This window comes from Mesobacillus boroniphilus JCM 21738, from assembly GCF_000517385.1.
Taxonomy (GTDB): domain Bacteria; phylum Bacillota; class Bacilli; order Bacillales; family Cytobacillaceae; genus Mesobacillus; species Mesobacillus boroniphilus.
In genome coordinates this window covers 1-21,394 of the sequence record NZ_BAUW01000069.1, presented here as the reverse complement: position 1 = coordinate 21,394, position 21,394 = coordinate 1, and the positions used below count along the sequence as shown (strand labels likewise).

Sequence of the window (21,394 nt, the reverse complement as noted above, 5' to 3'; positions counted from 1 at the left end):
AAAAAACAAACGGCTTAGCCGGTTGTTTTATATTTTTAAGTCTTTTAGTTTTTCAATAAGGTAAGGAACGGACTGAAAAGCATAGATTTTCTCCTGCTCCTCTCCTTTTTTTAATAAAATCAGACAAGGAACACTTTCAATTTCAAAACGCTCCGCAATTTCAGGCAGGTAATTTAAGTCGGCTTTCCCTGAGGACATATCAGGTAACAGCTGATCTATAACCGTCAGCATTTTACTTGCCACCTGGCATGTTCCGCACATTGGCGTATAAAAGTATAGGTAACCTGTTCGTTTTTCCTCCAGAAAGGTCTCGATCTCTCCCTTAGTCCATTCTTCCATCTACTGTCATCCTTTTTCTAAGTACTCTGCATGAACGTCGATATTTGCTCCGATTAAAACTGTAGCAAGGTGGTTTTCCGGTGCCGTCGCCACTTCCCTGTACATCCTGTCAATGTACAAGTGGTTCGCCTCAGGAAATTCCCTCTTAAATTGCTTTCTCAGCTTTTCCCCTGACACATCCGCATCAACGAGGATATATACATCCTTATCAAAAAGGGAATCAATCAGTTCATCAAGCTTTGAAACACCAATAGTCCCATTCGTACAAATAATTTCGACCGGTTCATTTAGCACGGCTTGCACTTTCTTTTTGTCTGACGAACCCTCTACTATGATCACCTTGTGATTTTCGTCCATCGTCATAACCACCTATGCACCAGAAAATAATTACTTTACAACATTATAAACATTATTAATTCATTTGTGCTGTTAACTTTCTTAATTATATTGTTACTGTTTTCGATGGATATTGCAAAAATTAAGACCAGCCTTAGGTACGATGTTTAGCTATATTTATGCAATAATTTTTCCTATGTGCCTTTATGGGGCGATGAACTCCCTTATGGTCTCATAGAATCTTTCTATAAGACCTTTTTTCTTTGTTTTGCCTCAGTTTGGTCTTATGGAATCTTTCTATAAGGCCTTTACCTTTGTCTTTCCTCCATTCGCTTATAGACTTTTTCTATAGGACCTTTTTGACTCCATTCCCCCATTTCGTGCAGATTGGGAAGTCTCCTTTATAAAAAAACAGCGGCATGGCTGGCCGCTGTTTGGATTTGCTTAACACCAGCCGCCTTCATCGCAATCAGTATACCGAGGTTCTGATTGATCCGGCACTGATACATGCTGGTAAATCTTATTCTGTTCTGCTTCAAAGTGATGCTCCATTTTCATTTGAATTCCTTCTGGTAGCTCTATGGATCCAATGTGTTCGTTTTCCAGGTAAAGCTGTACCTGGCCGTTTTCAATTTTTCCTGTCACTCTGTCCGTTATATCAAGTTTTTGTTTATTCAGTGTCATGATTTTCACCCTTCTTCGATATTTGATTACTTTTAGCTTGTCCGAATTCAGGAAATGAATTGATGGTAAAATGAAGGAGGTTATATTGGGGAAGAACAAAAAGCGCAAGCGCCTCGTTCAGCCCCGACAAGCGTTGGAGGGCCGACCAGTGAAGTCGTTCTTTGACTTCATTGGGCGGACCGAAGCGACTCGAGGGGCTAGGCGCTGGAGCTGGATTAAGAAAACCTGGTTAGTTATCCACATTGAAAATATTTTATAATTTCCTTAATTTCCTATTAAATAAGAAAACGCCTTGAAAGCATCAAGGCGTCAGTAAAATTTATTCTTTGATCATGTCTTCGTATTGTTCAGCTGTCATAAGCTTTTCTACTTCGCTGTTGTCAGTTAGCTCGACAGTAATCATCCATGCTTTTTCGTATGGAGATTCGTTAACAAATTCAGGGCTGTCATTCAACTCTTCGTTGATTTCCACTACCTTGCCGCTTACTGGTGCATAAAGCTCTGATACCGTTTTTACGGATTCTACACTTCCGAATGGCTGGTTAACAGTGATTTCGTCGCCTACTTCTGGCAGTTCGACGAACACGATGTCGCCAAGTTCAGATTGAGCGAAATCCGTGATTCCGATGCGAACCTTTTCTTCTTCAACTTTTACCCATTCGTGTTCTTCAGAATAACGCAATTCTTTCGGTGCATTCATTGACTATCCCTCCAATTGTATATCTCTATCGATTAATATCGATGGGACCAAAATTACAGCCAGGCTTTTTCGAAATCTTCCTCTTTGAAGCCTACAGTTACTTTTTCCCCGTCTGTCATCAGCGGGCGTTTGATGAGCATGCCGTCAGATGCAAGCAGTTCCAGCAGCTCACTTTTGGATGCTGTCTTGATTTTGTCTTTCATCCCCAGTTCCCGGTACTTCTGGCCGCTTGTATTGAAAAATTTCTTAATATCGAGGCCACTTTTCTCCATCATTTCTTGAAGGCGGGATTGGGAAGGCGGATTTTCGACAATATGTACTTCATTATAGTCCACTTCATGCTGGTCCAACCATTTCTTGGCGTTCCTGCATGTACCGCATTTAGGGTACCAATAAAACGTCTTTGCCATATTTTTCACCACCCCTTGCTAGTATCCCATTAATGAAACCCTCTAATCGGATAGTAACATAATAGGGCTGAAAAATACTAACATTCCGTGTTTAATTTCCCCGATATTTTCGGCATCCATTACTTTATTCAACATAATTCGCAAAATTCCTGCATGACTTATAAAGGTAGTTGATGAAAAGTCAAAAACACTTCTCCCGGCAAACAGGAGAAGTGTTTAAAAATTTTCAAAATTAAACGATGAAACGCTCTGCTTCGATCAGCTTTTCAGCTGCTTCACGTTTCTTCGCGATCACGTTGATTGGAGTATGTCTTGTGAACTTGCGCAATGCTGAAGTCAGCATGCGAAGTGCGTCTCCTTCTTCTGTAGCGACAAGAGTTTCTTTTGCGTCACGCTCAATTTCATTGAATGCTTCCTGGCAGAAGATTTGCGTGTAAAGAAGCTTTTGCTTGCTCTTTTCCACTCCGTCTTTCGCGATTGCTTTTTCGGTACGAAGAACAGCAGATTCCATTGAATAAGCATTTGAGATGATATCCGCGATATTAACGAGGATTTCCTGCTCTTTTTCCAATGCTTTGCCGAACTTCTGAGCAGCCAAGCCAGCTGCAAGCAAGCCGATTTTCTTCGCATTTTTCACAAGGTATTTTTCCTGTGCAAGCGGCTCATCGCCTGGCTCTTCAGGCATAAGCATCATTAGCTCTTCCTGAAGCTGCTGTGCTTTTTGCAATAATGGAAGCTCGCCCTTCATTGCCTTGCGCAGGAATGTTCCCGGTACCAACAGGCGATTGATTTCGTTCGTTCCTTCGAAAATACGGTTGATCCTTGAGTCGCGGTAAGCTCTTTCGATTTCATACTCCTGCATGAAGCCGTATCCACCATGAATCTGGACACCCTCATCAACAACATAGTCAAGCGTTTCTGTTGCGAATACTTTGTTCATTGAGCACTCGATTGCGTACTCGGCGATTGAGTCAGCAACTGCTTTGCCGTTGTTGACTTCTTCTTCAGACAACTGGTTCATTCTTTCTTCAAACAAGCCTACTGTACGGTATACAGAGCTCTCAGTTGCATAGATTTTCGAAGCCATTGTCGCAAGCTTCTCTTTAGTCAGGTTGAATTGTGAAATAGGTGTCTTGAACTGCTGGCGCTGATTAGCATACTTTACAGTCAGACCGAATGCCTGCTTGGCTCCGCCGGTTGCACCTACACCTAACTTGTAGCGTCCAATGTTCAAGATATTGAATGCGATTAGGTGACCTTTTCCTGCTTCACCAAGAAGGTTTTCCACTGGAACCTGAGCATCTTCAAGAATCAATGTACGTGTAGAAGAACTCTTGATTCCCATTTTCTTTTCTTCCGCGCCTACTGATACTCCTGGGTATTCTCTTTCAACGATGAAGGCTGTGAATTGTTCGCCATCGATTTTAGCATATACTACAAATACATCAGCAAAGCCAGCATTTGTAATCCATTGTTTTTCGCCGTTAAGCACGTAGTGAGTGCCTTCAGCGTTCAGCTTAGCTGTTGTCTTTGCACCAAGTGCGTCTGAACCTGAACCTGGCTCAGTAAGCGCGTAAGCTGCAAGCTTTTCTCCAGTAGCCAGTGCAGGAAGGTATTTTTGCTTTTGTTCTTCATTACCGAAAAGAACGATAGGCAAAGAACCGATTCCTACGTGAGCACCGTGGGAAATGGAGAATCCGCCCGCTACAGCCATCTTCTCAGCGATCAGAGCTGAACTGATTTTATCCAGGCTTAAACCGCCGTACTCTTCAGGAACGTCTGCTCCAAGAAGGCCAAGTTCACCAGCTTCCTTCAAAAGTTTTACAGTGCGGTCAAACTCGTGCTTTTCAATATATTCAACTTGCGGCAATACTTCGTTCGTTACGAATTCTTCAGTCGTCTTTGCGATCATTTTATGTTCATCTGTGTAATCCTCTGGTGTGAAGACATGGTCATAAGTTACATCCTCGATTAAAAAGCTTCCGCCTTTTACAAGCTTTTCTGTCTGGTTACCCATTTCTTGTTCCTCCTATCCATTTTGGGGAGAGGCTAAGGCCCCTCCATGTATTGTTTTATAAAAGTTCAAATACTCCAGCTGCACCCATTCCGCCGCCGATACACATTGTAACGACACCGAACTGCTCATTTCTGCGTTTCATTTCATGGATCACTGTCAAAGTCAGCTTTGCGCCAGTTGTTCCCAGTGGGTGGCCCAATGCAATCGCTCCGCCGTTAACGTTAACCTTATCTTCATCAAGGCCCAGCTCACGGATTACCTGGATTGATTGCGAAGCGAATGCTTCGTTCAGTTCGAATACACCGATATCCGAGACTTGCAGTCCAGCAAGCTTCAATGCTTTAGGAATCGCTACCACGGGACCGATTCCCATGATTTCAGGCGGTACTCCGCCAAGTGCGAATGACCTGAACTTAGCAAGTGGCTTCAATCCAAGAGATTCAGCCTTTTCGCGGTCCATGACCATGACAGCCGCTGCTCCGTCACTAGTCTGTGATGAGTTCCCTGCAGTTACTGTCCCCCTAATATTGAAGGCTGGTCTAAGTTTCGCAAGTGTTTCCATGTTCGTGTCAGGACGTACACCCTCATCCTGTTGGAATTGAATTGTCTTTTCAACAAGCTTATTGTCTTTTCCTACTGTGCGGAGGGTAACATCGACAGGAACGATTTCTTCCTCGAATTTACCTTCCTGGATTGCTTTTGCCGCACGCTGATGGCTTCTTACTGCAAAGGCATCCTGGTCTTCACGTGAAATGCCGTATTTCTTGGCTACTTCCTCAGCTGTATGGCCCATCCCCATGTAATATTGCGGAGCGCTTTCAGCCAATTTCGAATTCGGGCGGACGACATGGCCCATCATTGGCACCAGGCTCATTGATTCCGCACCCCCGGCGATGATGGTGTCTGCATGGCCAAGCATGATTCTTTCCGATGCATTCGCAATCGCCTGCAGTCCTGAAGAACAATAACGGTTGATTGTGATCGCCGGCACTTCATGTGACAGACCGGCTAGTGCACCAATATTACGCGCCATGTTCAAGCCCTGCTCTGCTTCTGGCATTGCACAGCCGATGATTAAATCATCAATATTCCCTTCATAATTGCCTGCTCGCTTTAGAGTTTCTCTTACTACAAGAGCTCCAAGATCATCAGGGCGGACATTAGCAAGAGTTCCTTTTTTTGCTTTTCCGACCGGTGTCCTGGCTCCGGCTACGATTACCGCTTCTCTCATCTCATTCCCTCTCTTTCCTCGGATGTTAAATTGTATATTTCACTATAAAGCTATCAATCTATTAGTTGCGCAACGGCTTGCCTTTTACGAGCATATGCTGCATACGCTGCTGTGATTTCGGTTCTGCCACAAGGCTTAGGAACGCTTCTCTTTCAAGGTCGAGCAAGTATTGCTCATCTACTTCGGTTCCGTATGGCACTTTTCCGCCGGCGATGACATACGCAAGTTTCTTCGCTATTTTCAAGTCATGCTCAGAAATGTAACCTGATAGATGCATTGTTTGAGCACCCAGCAGCAGGGTTGCATATCCCGGTTCGCCTGTTACAGGAATTTTCTTTCTCACTGGCGCCTTATAACCGCTTTCATATAAATTCAACGCAGCCTGTTTCGCATCATATAACAAGTGATCGCTGTTCACACTGATGGCATCTGCTTCATTTAAGAAATTATTTTCACGAGCTTCTTCCCCAGAAGTGGAGACTTTAGCCATTGCGATGGTTTCGAATACTTTATTCGCAACCTTTTGAAGATCAAAATCAACGCCTTTTGGCAGTCCTTCAAGATGCTTGATGTAAAGCTCCTTGTTTCCGCCGCCGCCAGGAATCAAGCCTACACCAGCTTCAACAAGTCCCATATATGTTTCCATCGAAGCCTGGATATGGGCTGCCGGCAAGCACATTTCGGCGCCTCCACCCAGCGTCATTCCAAATGGAGCAACTACAATCGGCTTGGAGCTATACTTGATTTTCATAGTCGTCTGCTGAAATTGGCGAACGACCATATCAAGATCCAAATGTTATCATCTTGCGCTTCCATCAGGATCATTGCCAGGTTCGCACCAACTGAGAAGTTTTTGCCCTGGTTGCCGATTACCAGACCCTTATAGTTCTTTTCAACTTCATCAATCGCGAAGTTGATCATCTGGAGGATATCTGGCCCGATTGAGTTGCTGTGCGAGTGGAATTCCAGCAATGCAATGCCATCTCCAAGGTCAATCAGGCTTGCGCCGCCATTCTTTTTAATGACGCCCTTTTGCTTTTTCAAATGCTTCAGGTTGATTGCCTTTGGATTTTCTTCTGCAGCCACGTATTCACCGTTGTGATAATAGCTCAGTCTGCCATCTTCTTCTTTGTAGAATGAAGTGAAGCCTTTTTCGACCATTTCTTTTACCCACGCAGGAACAGTCTTGCCTTCAGACTCCATTTTGCTGATTGCTTTTTCTACACCCAGTGCATCCCATGCTTCGAAAGGTCCCATTTCCCAGCCGAATCCCCACTTCATCGCACGGTCCACCGCGACAATATCATCGGCAATTGTGCCAGAAGGTCCGCGGAGTAAACCAACACAGGCTGAAAATATTCCATAAAAGCTCACCGGATCGGTCCTTGCCATAAACAAGCGCTTTCATTTTATTGGCAAGGCCTTTTTCCTGATTGGCCATTTCAGTAGACGCTGTCTTTAATTTTTTTCGTGGACCGTATTCCAAAGTCTGTGGATCAAGTTCAAGGATTTCTTTTCCCTGCTTCAGGAAGAATCCCTGTCCTGACTTGCTGCCAAGCCAGCCGTTCTCAAGCATCTTCTTCATGAATTCAGGTACTTCAAAGACTTCCTTTTCTTCCCCTTCAACCTGGTCATACACGTTCTTTGCAACATGAGCGAACGTATCGAGACCAACTACATCGAGCGTGCGGAATGTTGCACTCTTAGGACGGCCGATCATTGGGCCAGTTACCGAGTCAACTTCACCAACACTGTAGCCGCCTTTCAGCATTTCTCTTACTGTTACCAGCAATCCGTAAGTACCGATTCGGTTGGCGATGAAGTTAGGAGTATCTTTCGCTTCAACGACTCCCTTGCCTAATTTGTCTTCACCGAAAGTCTTCACAAATGAAAGGACTTCAGGGTCCGTATCTTTAGTAGGGATCACCTCAAGCAGCTTCAGATAGCGCGGCGGGTTGAAGAAATGCGTACCCAGGAAATGCTTCCTGAAATCTTCTGAACGCCCTTCAGCTATTGCCTCTACGGAGATGCCAGACGTGTTAGAACTGACGATGCTTCCCTGCTTGCGGTATTTATCTACATCTGTAAAAACTTTCCTTTTAATCTCAAGGTTTTCAATAACTACTTCAATTACCCAGTCTACATCTTTGAGTTTTTCCATATCATCTTCGAAGTTGCCTGCTTCGATCAAGGCAAGATTCTGTTTGGAGGTCAAAGGTGCCGGCTTTTGTTTCAATAACTTTTGCAGTGCTCCGACACTGATCCGGTTGCGCACCTGCTTATCTTCAAGTGTCAGGCCTTTCATTTTTTCCTGTTCCGTTAATTCCCGAGGTACAATATCAAGCAGCAATGTCGGAATCCCGATGTTTGCCAGATGTGCAGCAATCCCTGATCCCATGACACCTGAACCAAGCACCGCTGCCTTTTGAATTTGTCGCATCAAATTTGTCTCCCCCTTTGAATCTTTTGAATGAATACTCATTCATTTTTGCACTAAAAAAATATGCATATAAATGAGTTCTGCTACTTACTACTATAAAATATTTATAAATTTCCGCAATAATAAGGTGCGGAAAAAAGAAAATTTTTTGAATACTTAATCCTTATGCTTATTTCTCAGGACTTGGGCAATCTAAAGAGGCGGTACTTTTTATCCTTAAAACCACGGAGGTAATATCATGGCTAGAATGAAGAAGGATCCATCCAAGGCTGGTGTCAGTGCTGCCAGTGTGAAAGGAAATGCGGGCCCCTCAATGGGACAGGGCGGCGAAAGAAAGCAGAACAGCCAGAATAGCCAGTACAAAAAATAATCAAAACAGCTTAAGTAAGAGCCTAATAAAAACAGGCTGACATCTGTCAGCCTGTTAATCATTATTTCTTCAGCATTCCTTTTAACACAAATGCAACGTTTGCCGGACGTTCTGCAAGGCGGCGCATGAAGTAGCCGTACCAGTCAGTTCCGAATGGAACGTAAACGCGCATCGTGTATCCTTCTTCAGCAAGCTGCAGCTGCCTTTCCGGCATGATTCCAAATAGCATTTGGAATTCAAACTGGCTCTTCGGGATTTTGTTTTCCTTGGCGAACTCTTTTGTGAAATTGATGATGTTGTCATCATGTGAAGCAACTGCAGTGTAGTTGCCGTTCAACAAGTGCATTTTGATGATTTTCTTGAAGTTCTCATCAACATCCTTCTTCTCTGGGAAAGCCACTTCTGGTGACTCTTTGTATGCTCCTTTTACAAGACGAAGGTTAGGAGAATATTGATTCAAGTCCTCGATATCCTTTTCAGTCCTGTATAAATAAGCCTGGATGACCGTACCAATGTTATCGTACTCGGACTTCAGCTGCTTGAAGATATCGAGCGTTTTCTGGCAGCGTTCATAATCCTCCATATCGATGGTCACAAAAACATTGTTTTCTTTGGCTGTGTCCATGATCCTGCGCATATTGTTCATAACTACTTTTTCAGAAATATCAAAGCCGAGCGAAGTCATCTTGACGCTCAACTGTGCATTCAATTTTTCGCGGCCAATCGCTTTTATCATGGCAATTGAACTTTCGGCTCTCTCATTGGCTTCTTTTTCATTGTCTACGAATTCGCCAAGGAAATCGACGGTTGCCGCAAGGTTTTTACTGTTCAGCTCTTTGATGACTTCCACTGACTGCTCGACCGTTTCGCCGGAAACAAAGCGTTTTGCCCCTAAACGAAGACCATATTTCTTGGCCATTTTCGTGAAAAATTTATTTTTCGATAAAAAAAGAAAAAAGTTCCTCATTAATTGTTCCATAGCTTTTCCTCCCCTTAATGAAAACGATTACATTGCCCTTAAAAAAAAATTACTTCATCTATATCTATTTTGCAGAATCATTTTATCATTTTTTCAGAGGTTTGAATATTACTTTCGTAGGAAAATGTTCTTTTTTGACGAATCTTGTCTTGCATACTTTATTTTGCCTCGGGAACGATAATATCCGATGGAATTATCAAAAATCAGGAGGTTCAATTATGCAGCAGCAAAACATGAATTTTCAGGACCAGCAGCAAGGGATCATGCAGACGCCGCCTTCAGTAGTTTCAACTAAAGATTCTTTATATTTAACTGATATGCTTTCATGGAATTTACTTGCCATGAAAAAAGCACATTTCTTTGCAGAGCAGTGCCAGGACCAGGAGTTGAAGATGGAAATCGAAAAGTGCGGCCAAATGCACCAGAACCATTACCAAAAAATCCTAACCCACCTTAATAGCCCGCAGAACCAGAACTATTCAGGAACTCCAGGTATGCAATAAACAAAGCTGCAAAATATTTGAATTACAGGAGGAAAAGCGGATGAATCAGAACCAGAATCAACAAAAAATCCAGAACCCAGAAACACAGGTCCAAAAAACACCGCAAATGAATGACCGTGATTTCATCAATGATATTTTAACGACTGAAAAATATATGACACATGGTTATGATACTGCGCTAAATGAATTGAGCCATGACCAGCTATACCAGGATGTACAGACAATTTACACAGAAACAGCGAATGCACAGCGCAGCCTTTATAATCTCATGTTCAAAAAAGGCTGGTATGGAGTGGAAGCGGCAGATGCACAAAAACTGCAGCAGTCACACCAGCAATTCCAGGGATACTCAAACCAATTCCCTTATGGCGGCCAGCAGCTTCAATAATGACTTTATATCATCTTTGAACCGGGCAAACACGCTCGGTTCTTTTTGCTTTGCTATCCTATCTTTCCCTTTTTACTGTAGCGCCTCACTTTACTCACAAGAGGGTCCTTACAAAACAAAAAACCACCTCATCCCGAGATGGTTCTTCCTTATTTCTGACGGTTCTTTTCATTCATTTCTTTGACTTCCGCGATTACGTTCTTGATTTGGTCCTTGGCATCAGGATATTCTGCATTCCAGTGTTTCGCCAAAGGTGGCATCGACTTGGCAATATGGCTGTACAAAATCCATGTTTTTACCTTTTCGACATTTTCAGCTGAGCCTTCGCCAACTAACAGCTCAGTGTATTTTTCCAGTAATCCATTTATTTGTTCTGTAAAATTTTTATCCATTTTCACACTCCCTATTTTCATTCCGCAAGTATGCGGACAGGTTTTGCAGTAACTGCCTTTCTCCTTGAGCATATAACTGTAACAGCAGGTTTTCCGTATCCTGATATAAGAATCTGTTCCTTCCTGATAGACAGTTTCACTGTAAAATCTCGTAATTGGATTTTTACTATAGCGCCCAAACAGCTTTCCAGGAGCATGCTCGACCAGAAATGAAAGGTCTTCTGCTGCCCTCAACTTAACTTCAGGATCGGCGACTTCACTCAAAATTTTTTCATACAGCCAGAAAATATAGACGGCAACATTTTCCCACAGAATCAGCTTTGAGATATTGGCAGATTTCGAGATGGCATCCATAACAGGGAATAGATTATCCACAAACAAATGCCTTACTGCTTCCGCCCTCCACTCTGCACGGTCCCGGGTCGGACACACGTCAGTGGTTTTATTTTTCAGATAAAACCCAGGCAGCCAAAGACCATCGTGAATGGCATCCTCCAAAATAATATTCTCAGGTGATACATCCAGCTTCTTGTTAAAAGCGCTCATTGAATATAAATATAGGGCTGCAAGAAAAGCATGTCTCTTCATGAATAAAGAAGCTGCAGTTTTCAGGTCCGGAGCCCCAAGCTCGTCTTTGAACCTTTTCAAGCAGCTGCTCATCGTAGACTCATTAAAAAAAGGGCTGAAATTGATTTGGACATCTTTCTCTGGTTCAGAAACTACGAAACGATAGTTAGCAAGAATCGCTATTTCATTGGGGGACAGGTCGGCTTTCATGGTCATATCCCAACTTTGTCCTTAAGGATGCAGCGTCCTTTTCCATAAGGTATGCATAGTGGTGTACCGAAAAGCGGATCGATTGTCACTTCACATACCATCCCGAAAACATGTTTGACAAGCCCGCAGTTAATCACCACTTCCGGCTTTCCCTGGTCAAAAATCTTCTGATCTTTTATCGCAACAATATTATGGGCATATCTGCAGGCAAGGTTCAAGTCATGCAACACCATCACGATGGTTCTTTCTTCAGTTTCATTCAATTCATAAAGTAAATCCAGAATCTCAATCTGGTGCGTCATATCCAGATAGGTTGTCGGTTCATCCAGGAGAATGATGTCTGTATCCTGGGCAAGGGTCATCGCAATCCAGGCCCGCTGCCGCTGTCCGCCAGACAATGAGTCAACTGTACGGTCCTGGAGGTGATTAATTCCCGTAGCCTTTAACGCATTCGCAACCTTTCTTTCATCATCTTCCGACCATTGCTTCAGCCAGGTCTGGTAAGGATATCTACCTTGTTTTACAAGCTGCAGAACCGTCAAGCCTTCCGGTGCTGAAGGCGATTGGGGAAGGATAGCCATCCTGCGGGCAACTTCCTTAGTCGACAGCTTCGAGATTGCCTCACCTTCAAGAAGGATTGATCCTGACTGCGGCTTAAGGAGCCTTGCAATTGAACGTAGCAAGGTCGATTTTCCACAGCCATTCCCTCCGATAAAGACGGTAATCTCACCTTTAGGAATCTGGATATCTAATTCTTTTATGATAATCGAATCTCCATAGGAGAGCGTCAGTTTTTCCGTTTCGATTGCTTGAGTCATGTCCATTCCCCTTTCTCTTCAACTATAAGTATTGCGTGTCTTGAATAGCAGGTAGACAAAATACGGTGCCCCAATACCTGCGGTGAAAACACCTGCCGGAACTTCCAATGGTGAAAACATTGTCCGCCCAATCAAATCAGCAAGCATGACAAGGATGCCGCCAATCAAAGCTGATACTGGCAAAAGCGCACCAAATGCCGACCCAACCAGCCTCCTGGCCATATGCGGGGCCATCAACCCTACAAAACCAATGCCACCGGCAAAAGCAACCGAACTGGCTATAAGTGCGGTGCTGACCAGCAAAAGCGCAAACCGCTGCCGCTGGACATGCCCTCCAACACCTGTTGCAATATCTTCCCCCAGCTCCTGTACATTTACATTCCTTGAAAGGATAAAAGCAACCAATAGCATTACAACTGTCCAGGGAACAAGCACTGCTACATTTCCCCATGTCGAGCCATAAACCGTACCCGTGATCCAGATATTCGCCTGACTTGCCCGGTATATCGGCCCCATGATCATCATCAATGTCGTCAAAGCCTGCATCATTGCCGAAATCCCGATGCCAATCAATACGAGGCGCACAGGTGAAACTCCATTTTTCCAGGAAAGAAAATAAACCAGGAATGCAACTACCGACGCACCAGCGAATGCGGCAACAGGCATCCATTCTATACTTACTGTCAAAGCATTATTATCATCACTGAAAATAGCCAAAAATCCTACCACCGCTACCGATGCACCACCGGTGATTCCCAAAATATCAGGTGAAGCAAGGGGATTCCGGATCATTCCCTGCAGGAGTCCGCCGGCGGCAGCCAAACTTATCCCAACCATCAGAGCAACGATAATCCTGGGAAGACGGAACGATTGCACGACCAATCTCTCCATATCGCTTCCCCCGCCAAAAAACACAGCAAGGACGCCTATTGGGCTTATATCCATATCGCCCAGGCCGGTACTGATGACAAATACGGCAAATGCCGTAACCAGCAGGGCCAGAAAAATTGCCGCTGCTTTTTTATCTATCAAAAAAGAGATTCTATCCTTAAAAAGTCTTAAGCTTTTGTACTGGCTCATTTTCCGTTGAACCCCTTTCTCGCAATATAGATGAAAAATGGAGTTCCGATCATCGCCGTCATGACACCTACAGGGATTTCCTGCGGCATCAGCACATATCGGGCAGCAATATCCGCCGCCAATAACAGCATCCCTCCAAAAATCGCAGAGAACGGAATGACCCAGCGGTGGTCAATGCCAACCACTGCCCTCGTCAAATGCGGGATCACAATCCCGATAAAGCCAATTGGACCAGCAACAGCGACCGCCCCACCCGCTAAAAGAATGATTATGAAACCAGTGCCTAGCTTGACAAAACCTGTATTCAAGCCCAGGCCCTTGGCTACATCCTCGCCCATTGACAGGATGTTCATTTTAGAAGCAATCAAGAGAGCTGCAATCCAGCCAATCGCTAAATAAGGAAGGACACCAATTAACGTCTCCAGCTTGCGCCCCTGAACAGAGCCTGCGAGCCAGTATAAAACCTGCTCTAAAGCAGCCTCATCCAGTACGAGCAAACCCTGGGTAAACGAAGAAAACATCGCAGTCATCGCCGCGCCTGCAAGCGTCAATTTCATCGGCGTCAATCCTTCACGGCCTGCCGATCCAATCACATAGACACTGACTGCTGCCAGAGCCGCACCCAAAAAGGAAATCCATGCGAACGCCTGGAGGCTGCCAACTGAAAAAAGCGTCACTGCTACTACTACAGCGAAACCAGCCCCCGCATTCACGCCAAAAATACCTGGTGATGCGAGTGGATTTTTCGTCAAAGTCTGCATCAGGACACCTGCAATCGCCAGGCTGGCACCGACTGCAGCTGCTATCAGCGCCCGTGGAAGACGTACTGATTGGATAATAATATGTTCATTTGACCCATTATAATTCGTGAAAGCATTGAAAGCAGTTACCCACGATGTGTCCGTATATCCGTATACGATACTTGCACATATTAAGAATAAAATTAATAGGGTGGCAATCAATAATCCGCCCAATCTTTGTCCACTGTTTTTTAGCAGCATTTCAATTTACCTTTCTTTTTGAAGGAAGTTGTTTATATTGTTATTTAACTTTAAGTGATATTAGATTCATTTCCATTAGTTCATTGGAAAGTTCACAAAGACATAAATGAATATGAAAATCATTATCAATTAGTTATTGACAAGGTCTCCCCTTGCATTTTATCATAAGGATGCAGTAATTGAAAATGATTATCAATAACATTTAGGAGGAACTACATATGAAAGTTTCAAAACACTTGCTGGCTCTCATCAGCATCTTCACCATCCTGTTATTGGCAGCATGCGGTACTGGCGAAGATGAAGCCAAGAATACAGCTGAAGAACCAAAGCAAAAGGAAGAAAGCTATAAAGTTGAACATGCGATGGAAACCACTACTCTGGAAAAGACCCCGGAAAAGGTCGTCATCCTGACGAATGAAGGAACAGAAGCATTGCTAGCGCTAGGCGTTACTCCGGTTGGAGCTGTCCAATCGTGGACTGGCGATCCATGGTATGACCATATCGCCGATGAAATGAAGGATGTCCAGGTAGTTGGCGTCGAGAGCCAGGTTAACGTAGAAGCAATTGCTGCGTTAAAGCCAGATTTGATCATTGGCAACAAAATGCGTCAGGAAGATATTTATGAACAGCTTAAGGCAATCGCTCCTACAGTTTTCGCCGAGGATCTTCGCGGTAACTGGAAGAACAACTTTGAACTTTACGCAAACGCTGTTAACAAAGAAGAAAAGGGTAAGGAAGTACTTGCTGCTTATGATCAGCGAATCGAGGACATGAAAGAAAAACTTGGTGATAAAGTAAATATGGAAGTTTCCATGGTCCGCTTCATGGCTGGTGACGTACGTATTTACCACAAAGATTCCTTCTCAGGTGTCATCCTGGAACAAATCGGCATGGCTCGTCCTGAAAGCAGGATAAAGAAGACTTTGCCGAAAAAGGCGTGACTAAGGAAAGAATTCCGGCAATGGACGGAGATATCCTCTTCTACTTCACATATGATGAAGGCGACGGCAAAGCGACTGAAGTTGAAAAGGAATGGATCGAGGACCCGCTATTCCAAAACCTTGAGGTAGCGAAAAAAGGTGAATTCCACAAAGTGGATGATGCCATCTGGAATACAGCTGGCGGCGTAATGGCTGCTAATCTGATGCTGGACGATCTTGAAAAACATCTGTTGAAATAGGCTCTTTTCTCAAACTTTGTAGCTTTTGATAACAGAATAGCATTTAATGACATATTTTCTTTGCAAACAAAAGAAGCGCTTTTTGCTTCTGCCGGCGGAGTTGAAGTTTCTGCGTTTCTAGGAGGCGACACTAGACAAGCGACTCGAGGGGCTAGGCGCTGGAGCTCGACAATTCTCGAAGTGGAAAAAATTAAACTTTATAGGAGCAGAAACCCGCAAAAACTTGCGGGTTTTTCTTTTTGCCTTTTCAGCACTTATAGGGAATTTTTTAAAATGCAGTTAAACTTTTTTCTCCGCAGAAAGCGATCCGCCTGTAACGATGAAAAAATGATAAAAGTTTACAAAAAATATTTTATAATCCTGCCATTTTCGGAAATGATAAGCGTAAATCCAGATTGGCGGAGATTGCATATGAGACAGTTATTCAAGAAAAAGCTGATGCAGGAAATTGAAAAGGAAGCTGCACGTCAAGATACTGAAGGACAAAGGCCAGGGCAATATCTCAATGAGCACGAATGGGAAAAATCTCTGTTAAAATCTCATGATTTTAAAAAGACTTTTTACGTGAACCAAAAATCAGGGAAAAAGTTCTGCTTTTCTTTCATTACTACTCTTGTAGACGAGAGCATCCTTCAGAATAATGCCCTTCCCTATCTCCTGGAAGGCGATTTCACGGAAATAGAAGATGTAAAAAGCTGGTTCCCATTGCTGATGTCCAGGTTTCAGACCAAAATGCGGATATTGAAACAAAACTCTTTAATGGATACGTTCTCCTCACGCTTGAGGATGAAGAGAAATACTTTGCCTTTGTTGCCGCCCAAAAAGAGGTTGTCCGAAACGTTGCGCAGCCTGAAGTAGAGTTCAGTGTTATCGGGCCAAAGGAATCATTTGTAGAGTCTATGGACCATAATCTCAACATGATTCGCAAAAGGGTCCCTGTGAAAGAGCTGGTCATCGAAAATTACACAGTAGGTTCGATTTCCAAATCAGGTGTTGCTGTCCTGTATATGGATGGAATTGCAAATAAAGAAAACGTCAATACTGTTATACAGCGGGTCAAAGATATTGAGTTTGATGAAATTACAGACAGCTCCTATATCGTCCAGTTAATTTCTGATAATCAAAACTCTCCCTTTCCGCAGCTGCTCGATACAGAAAGACCAGACCGTATTGCAGCAATACTTGCAGAAGGTAAAGTCGCCATCCTTGTAGATGGTTCGCCGCACGCATTGATTGGGCCAACGACCTTAGTGGAATTCTTCGGTTCATTCGAAGACTATTTTCTTAATTATTTATTTTCTTCCTTTTTCCGGCTGATCCGTTTATTTGCCGTTGCATTCTCGCTACTGATAACACCTATATATGTAGCAGCCTTGTCCTACCATTATGAATTAATTCCGAAGGACCTGCTAAGCACACTGATTACATCCAGGAGGGAGATTCCGCTCCCTCCTATTCTTGAAGCAGTGTTCCTTGAACTGACGATCGAACTCTTGCGTGAAGCCGGGGCACGCCTGCCTACCAAGGTCGGCCAGACCATCGGTATCGTGGGCGGAATCGTAATCGGGACCGCTTCCGTTGAAGCTGGCCTGACGAGTAATGTCCTGCTGATCATTGTCGCTCTGGCAGCACTCGCGTCTTTCACTACGCCAGTATACCGGATGGGCAATACAATCAGGCTGCTCCGCTTCCCATTCCTGTTCTTCGCTGAGCTATGGGGAATGCTAGGAATCGTCATCTCCTTTTCGTTCCTTCTGACCCATCTGCTAAAGCTAACATCATTGGGCAGGCCTTTCCTGGAGCCTTTGTATCCTCCAAGGATAACGGATTCCAAAGATGCAATCATTCGGTTGCCTTTTACAATGCTGTATAACCGTCCACAATATTTGAGAACAGAAAATCCAGTTCGTTTCAGCGAAAAAAAGGCAAAAGAAAAAAAGGACATCGATGAGTGATCATTGGAGGTTTTGAGAAAACATGCAGCAGCCAATACCCGAAAGATTACAAGTATCACCTTTTCTCGTTCTGTACCTGATCATGTCCATGCAGATTGGCATCGGAGTCCTTGGCTACCAGCGCATCATTGCAAAGGCGGCTGGCTATGATGCATGGATATCGGTCTTTGTTGCTGGTTTAAGTATCCATATCATCGTTTGGATGATTTATAAAATATGCGGCACGGCTGAAGGAGATGTTGTTGCTGTCCATACCTTTGTTTTCGGCAAAAAAATCGGCAATGTTTTAAGCACTGGTTTCATTGTCTACCTGTTAATTTTTGCGTTGGCTGTTTTAAGGACCTATCTCGAAGTCGTTCAGGTATGGATGTTCCCTGAAATAAGTCCTTTCTGGTATAGTTTTGTCTTTTTGCTTCTGTCGGTTTATATCATTTTCGGCGGTTTTCGAACCGTGACAGGTATTGCGTTCTTTGGTATCGTATTGCCGAGCTACCTGCTCCTGACATTCGGCTTTGCACTAAGATATGGGGATTTCAGGAATCTGCTGCCAATCCTGGACCATTCTTTAAAAGATATGGCTACCAGTGCTTTTAATATGTCTCTGACATATATAGGGTTTGAAATCCCGCTATTTTTCTATCCATTTATAAAAGATGCACCGAAATCACAAAAGTGGGCCCATCTAGTGTTTTTCTAACCACCATTATCTATACGGTACTGGCGATTACCACTTTCACTTATTTTTCAGAAGCACAGCTTGCAAAATCAATCTGGGCAACTCTTGAAATGTGGAAAATTGTAAGTATACCTTTTGTTGAACGATTTGAATATATCGGAATTGCAAACTGGAATCTGATTATTCTCCCGAATATTTGCATCGCTCTTTGGGGCGCCAGCATGATTTTAAAAAGATCCTTTAAGCTGCGGCAAAAAAAAGGAGTGATTATCCTCGCACTCATTTGCTTGATTGCCATTCCATTTTTTGATACAAGGGCTAAGATAAATCTATTAAATGACTGGGTTGCAAAAATTGGATTCAGTGTGACCTTCGTCTATATCCCTTTTTTATTTATCGCAACGATGGTCGCCAAGAAGGTGAAAAAAAATGATAAATAGAAGATTCATGTTAATTATAGTTACTGGGCTGCTGCTTACAGGATGTGTCGAAAAGGAGATCATTGATGATGTTAACATCGAAATGGGTGTTGGCTATGACACGAAGGAAAATGGTGAAATTGAAGGCACCATCATGGTCCCTATCTTTAACCCTGATAAAAAAATCGGCAATTTCACCTTTTCTGCATCCGCTACAAGTAACAGGGATTTAGTTGAGGAAATTCAGCGCAAGTCAGCACAGCCTGTCGTAGCAGGCTCACTTGAAATTGTAATCTTTAATAAAGAGATCGCAAAAAAAGGAATCGGGGATTTCATTGATGCTTTTGAACGTGACCCAAGCATCGGTGCCAGAGTATACTTCGCAGTTGCAGATGACAAAGCAAAAGAAATTTTATCCGGAACCTACGGGACCAGAGGAAATGCCATCCATTTATCCCAATTAATCAAGCACAATACTGAGACACGTAATCTGCCCACTACGAACATGCACAGCTATTTATTTGATCTTTACCAGGAAGGGAAAGATCCCTTTCTCCCCATCCTGAAAAAAACAGAACCTGAAGTTATCGATATCACCGGAATTGCTTTATTCAAGAATGAAAAAATGGTCAGTGAACTGCCTTCTGATAAAATGTTCTTCTTTAAGCTTCTTACAGATAAATTTAGTGAAGGATCCTTTAAACTGGTAGTGGATGGAGAGGATGTGACGATAAAAGATTTGCATTCAAGAAATAAGTTCAAAGTAGGGAAACGGGAACCTTACATTGTAGACGTGGAAATCAAGATTAAAGGGCTTATCCACGAATATACCGGGGAAATTGTCACACCTGAAGTTATAAAGAAGATTGCAAAGGAATTAGAGGATCAAATCAACAAAGAAGCCACCAAGATGATACAGGACTTCCAGGAAGAAGGCATCGATCCAGTTGGTTTTGGCCAATTTATCAAAACAAAAACAAGAGGATTCGACTTTAAGAGATGGGAAGATGAATATAAGAACTTAACAGTCAATGTTAAAACAGATGTGATTATAACTGAGGTGGGTATTGTTGAGTAGATCGAAAGAGGGTGTCCTAATGGGACACCCTCTTTCGGTTTTTAAGCAGTGGTTGAGAACATATACTTTTTGTAATGGTACCGTATCGAGAAAATCAAGCTAACCGCGAGCATATTTCCCATTAGTGAGCTGCCGCCATAGCTGATGAACGGCAGAGGAATACCCGTGATAGGCAGCAGGCCAATGGTCATGCCGATATTCTGGAACACGTGGAAGGTGATCATACTGATGACCCCCACACAAATATAGGTATAAAAATCGTTCTTCGTTTCCATGCCAATTTTGGTAATTTGGTAAATCAGCAGGAAAAACAAACTTACGATGATACTTGCACCGACGAAGCCGAATTCTTCTCCGATGATGCTGAAGATGAAGTCAGTATGGCTTTCGGGCAGGTACACTTCCCTTGTTCCATAGCCCTTCCCCACTGTTTCACCGGAACCGATCGCCAGCAGCGACCTCGTCAGCTGGAAGCCGGTTGTGCTCTGGTAATTATAAGGGTCAAGCCAGGAATAGATCCTTCCGAATTGATACTCCTTCACCCCAAGATATTTTTCAAGGATTTCAGGCTTCCAGATCACAAAATAAAATATGATTGAAATCAGTGTAAGGCCTGTCCCGAAAATTGGCACAAGCAGTTTCCAGGTGATGCCCGAGATGAAGATCATTCCAAGCATGATCGCAATATAAACAAGCGATGTACCAAGGTCAGGCTGCTGCATGACGAGCAGGAGCGGCACCATCGTAACAATACCGATTTTAATCAAAAGCCAGAAATCCGTTTGCATACTTTTAAGCCGATATTTCTGATGGTGGTCGACAATCACCCTCGCTAGCGCCAGGATGATGAACACCTTCACTAACTCGGAAGCTGCAGGGTACCCATTGCCGGCACTCTGTACCAGCTTTTCGCCCCATTGATGACAGGAGCAATGGTAGACGGTGCCACGATAAGCCCTGCCAGCAGGACAAGACCAAAACCATAAGCATACCAACTGAGTTTTTGCAGCTGGTCGGAATCAAGGGTGATGACCGCGGCAATGATGCCGGCACCGATGACGTACCAGATAATTTGCTTGATCAAGAAGTTTTCAGAGCCATACTGCCCCGTCGTCTGCGCGCTGTAAATGGCAACGCAGCTAGCAAGAAATAATAGGATCAATATCATAACCAGCCCGTAGTCGAGCCGGGAATTCGTTTTTTGATTCGAAGTCATTTTTATTCCCCTTTTAAATGAAGGCAATTTCCAACTGGAACGAGCGCTAAGGAAGTTTTATATAAGGCATTAAAATCGAGCCTAACTTGAAGAACTGTTCAATACTTCATTATATTTTTTTCGACAAAAAATCACAACTTCTGACTATGAAATGGTTATTATTACATATCCGAAAAGTTTATTCAGGAAATTCGGCACAGGCAAATGAGTGTGGCTTCCTTTTTGATTGTTGGGCAGGTTTTTTCTTAAAAGAAATAGAGTGACGGACAGTTTTTCTGCCTTTTCCTGGATTTGTGTCCGTCATGACCCCGATGACGGACAGTTTGCCTGCTTATTCCCCGATTTGTGTCCGTCATGGCCCCGATGACGGACAGTTTGCCTGCTTATTCCCCGATTTGTGTCCGT

At 43.5% G+C, this 21,394-nt stretch carries 16 protein-coding genes and 6 pseudogenes; 7 read left to right on the top strand and 15 right to left on the bottom strand.

What is annotated here, in order from left to right:
• Window positions 1–27 precede the first annotated feature (27 nt).
• The 8 genes and pseudogenes from JCM21738_RS16230 to JCM21738_RS16195 form a co-directional block, all read right to left on the bottom strand.
• Entirely contained in the window at window positions 28–339 is a 312-nt protein-coding gene (locus JCM21738_RS16230) for a thioredoxin family protein (RefSeq protein ID WP_023626555.1), read from the bottom strand.
• A 6-nt stretch (window positions 340–345) separates the two neighbouring features.
• The gene (locus tag JCM21738_RS16225) at window positions 346–702 is read right to left on the bottom strand and encodes a toprim domain-containing protein (protein ID WP_031308246.1); all 357 of its coding nucleotides are present in this window, start codon (window positions 700–702) and stop codon (window positions 346–348) included.
• A 417-nt stretch (window positions 703–1,119) separates the two neighbouring features.
• On the bottom strand, window positions 1,120–1,359 hold the full coding sequence (locus JCM21738_RS16220; RefSeq protein ID WP_023626552.1) for a YusG family protein: 240 nt from the start codon (window positions 1,357–1,359) through the stop codon (window positions 1,120–1,122).
• A gap of 319 nt (window positions 1,360–1,678) precedes the next feature.
• A complete protein-coding gene (gene gcvH / locus JCM21738_RS16215) occupies window positions 1,679–2,059 on the bottom strand; it encodes a glycine cleavage system protein GcvH (RefSeq protein ID WP_023626550.1) in 381 nt (126 codons plus the stop codon).
• A gap of 53 nt (window positions 2,060–2,112) precedes the next feature.
• The gene (locus tag JCM21738_RS16210; protein ID WP_023626549.1) at window positions 2,113–2,469 is read right to left on the bottom strand and encodes an arsenate reductase family protein; all 357 of its coding nucleotides are present in this window, start codon (window positions 2,467–2,469) and stop codon (window positions 2,113–2,115) included.
• A gap of 232 nt (window positions 2,470–2,701) precedes the next feature.
• Window positions 2,702–4,486 carry an acyl-CoA dehydrogenase FadE gene (locus JCM21738_RS16205; RefSeq protein ID WP_023626548.1) on the bottom strand — a complete coding sequence of 595 codons (1,785 nt, stop codon included), beginning with the start codon at window positions 4,484–4,486 and terminating at the stop codon, window positions 2,702–2,704.
• Window positions 4,487–4,541: 55 nt separating this feature from the next.
• Window positions 4,542–5,717 carry an acetyl-CoA C-acetyltransferase gene (locus JCM21738_RS16200; RefSeq protein WP_023626547.1) on the bottom strand — a complete coding sequence of 392 codons (1,176 nt, stop codon included), beginning with the start codon at window positions 5,715–5,717 and terminating at the stop codon, window positions 4,542–4,544.
• A 61-nt stretch (window positions 5,718–5,778) separates the two neighbouring features.
• Window positions 5,779–8,157, bottom strand: a pseudogene (locus JCM21738_RS16195) (3-hydroxyacyl-CoA dehydrogenase/enoyl-CoA hydratase family protein).
• Between the two features lie 238 nt (window positions 8,158–8,395).
• Here JCM21738_RS16195 and JCM21738_RS23475 point away from each other — a divergent pair.
• Window positions 8,396–8,527: a YuzL family protein gene (locus JCM21738_RS23475; protein ID WP_023626545.1), complete on the top strand. Its 132-nt coding sequence runs from the start codon at window positions 8,396–8,398 to the stop codon at window positions 8,525–8,527.
• Between the two features lie 61 nt (window positions 8,528–8,588).
• On the opposite strand, the gene JCM21738_RS16190 is transcribed toward JCM21738_RS23475, so the two are convergent.
• Window positions 8,589–9,506, bottom strand: a complete 918-nt coding sequence (locus JCM21738_RS16190; protein WP_023626544.1) for a proline dehydrogenase family protein — start codon at window positions 9,504–9,506, stop codon at window positions 8,589–8,591.
• A 218-nt stretch (window positions 9,507–9,724) separates the two neighbouring features.
• On the opposite strand from JCM21738_RS16190, the gene JCM21738_RS16185 reads away from it, so the two are divergent.
• Together JCM21738_RS16185 and JCM21738_RS16180 are read left to right on the top strand one after the other, a co-directional pair.
• Entirely contained in the window at window positions 9,725–10,009 is a 285-nt protein-coding gene (locus JCM21738_RS16185; protein WP_023626543.1) for a hypothetical protein, read from the top strand.
• Window positions 10,010–10,049: 40 nt separating this feature from the next.
• Window positions 10,050–10,397, top strand: a complete 348-nt coding sequence (locus JCM21738_RS16180) for a spore coat protein (RefSeq protein ID WP_023626542.1) — start codon at window positions 10,050–10,052, stop codon at window positions 10,395–10,397.
• 149 nt (window positions 10,398–10,546) lie between these two features.
• On the opposite strand, the gene JCM21738_RS26045 is transcribed toward JCM21738_RS16180, so the two are convergent.
• From JCM21738_RS26045 to JCM21738_RS16160, 5 genes and pseudogenes are all read right to left on the bottom strand, one after another.
• Entirely contained in the window at window positions 10,547–10,789 is a 243-nt protein-coding gene (locus tag JCM21738_RS26045) for a YusU family protein (protein ID WP_232215927.1), read from the bottom strand.
• 225 nt (window positions 10,790–11,014) lie between these two features.
• Window positions 11,015–11,335, bottom strand: a pseudogene (locus tag JCM21738_RS27475) (IucA/IucC family C-terminal-domain containing protein); the annotation flags it as partial.
• 233 nt (window positions 11,336–11,568) lie between these two features.
• On the bottom strand, window positions 11,569–12,384 hold the full coding sequence (locus tag JCM21738_RS16170; RefSeq protein ID WP_023626540.1) for an ABC transporter ATP-binding protein: 816 nt from the start codon (window positions 12,382–12,384) through the stop codon (window positions 11,569–11,571).
• A gap of 18 nt (window positions 12,385–12,402) precedes the next feature.
• Window positions 12,403–13,464 (bottom strand): FecCD family ABC transporter permease, encoded by a 1,062-nt coding sequence (locus JCM21738_RS16165; protein WP_023626539.1) that lies wholly within the window; start codon window positions 13,462–13,464, stop codon window positions 12,403–12,405.
• Window positions 13,461–14,465, bottom strand: a complete 1,005-nt coding sequence (locus JCM21738_RS16160) for a FecCD family ABC transporter permease (protein WP_023626538.1) — start codon at window positions 14,463–14,465, stop codon at window positions 13,461–13,463. Before JCM21738_RS16160 ends, JCM21738_RS16165 begins: the two co-directional genes overlap by 4 nt.
• A gap of 218 nt (window positions 14,466–14,683) precedes the next feature.
• Between JCM21738_RS16160 and JCM21738_RS16155 the strand changes: the two are divergent.
• The 4 genes and pseudogenes from JCM21738_RS16155 (at window position 14,684) to JCM21738_RS16140 (ending at window position 19,773) form a co-directional block, all read left to right on the top strand.
• Window positions 14,684–15,645 (top strand): annotated as a pseudogene (locus JCM21738_RS16155) (ABC transporter substrate-binding protein).
• A 411-nt stretch (window positions 15,646–16,056) separates the two neighbouring features.
• A pseudogene (locus JCM21738_RS16150) lies at window positions 16,057–17,600 on the top strand (spore germination protein).
• Between the two features lie 22 nt (window positions 17,601–17,622).
• A pseudogene (locus JCM21738_RS16145) lies at window positions 17,623–18,716 on the top strand (GerAB/ArcD/ProY family transporter).
• Window positions 18,706–19,773 (top strand): Ger(x)C family spore germination protein, encoded by a 1,068-nt coding sequence (locus JCM21738_RS16140; RefSeq protein WP_023626533.1) that lies wholly within the window; start codon window positions 18,706–18,708, stop codon window positions 19,771–19,773. Before JCM21738_RS16145 ends, JCM21738_RS16140 begins: the two are co-directional and overlap by 11 nt.
• A 41-nt stretch (window positions 19,774–19,814) precedes the next feature.
• Here the strand turns inward: JCM21738_RS16140 and JCM21738_RS16135 are convergent.
• Window positions 19,815–20,989 (bottom strand): annotated as a pseudogene (locus JCM21738_RS16135) (FtsW/RodA/SpoVE family cell cycle protein).
• Window positions 20,990–21,394: the final 405 nt, after the last annotated feature.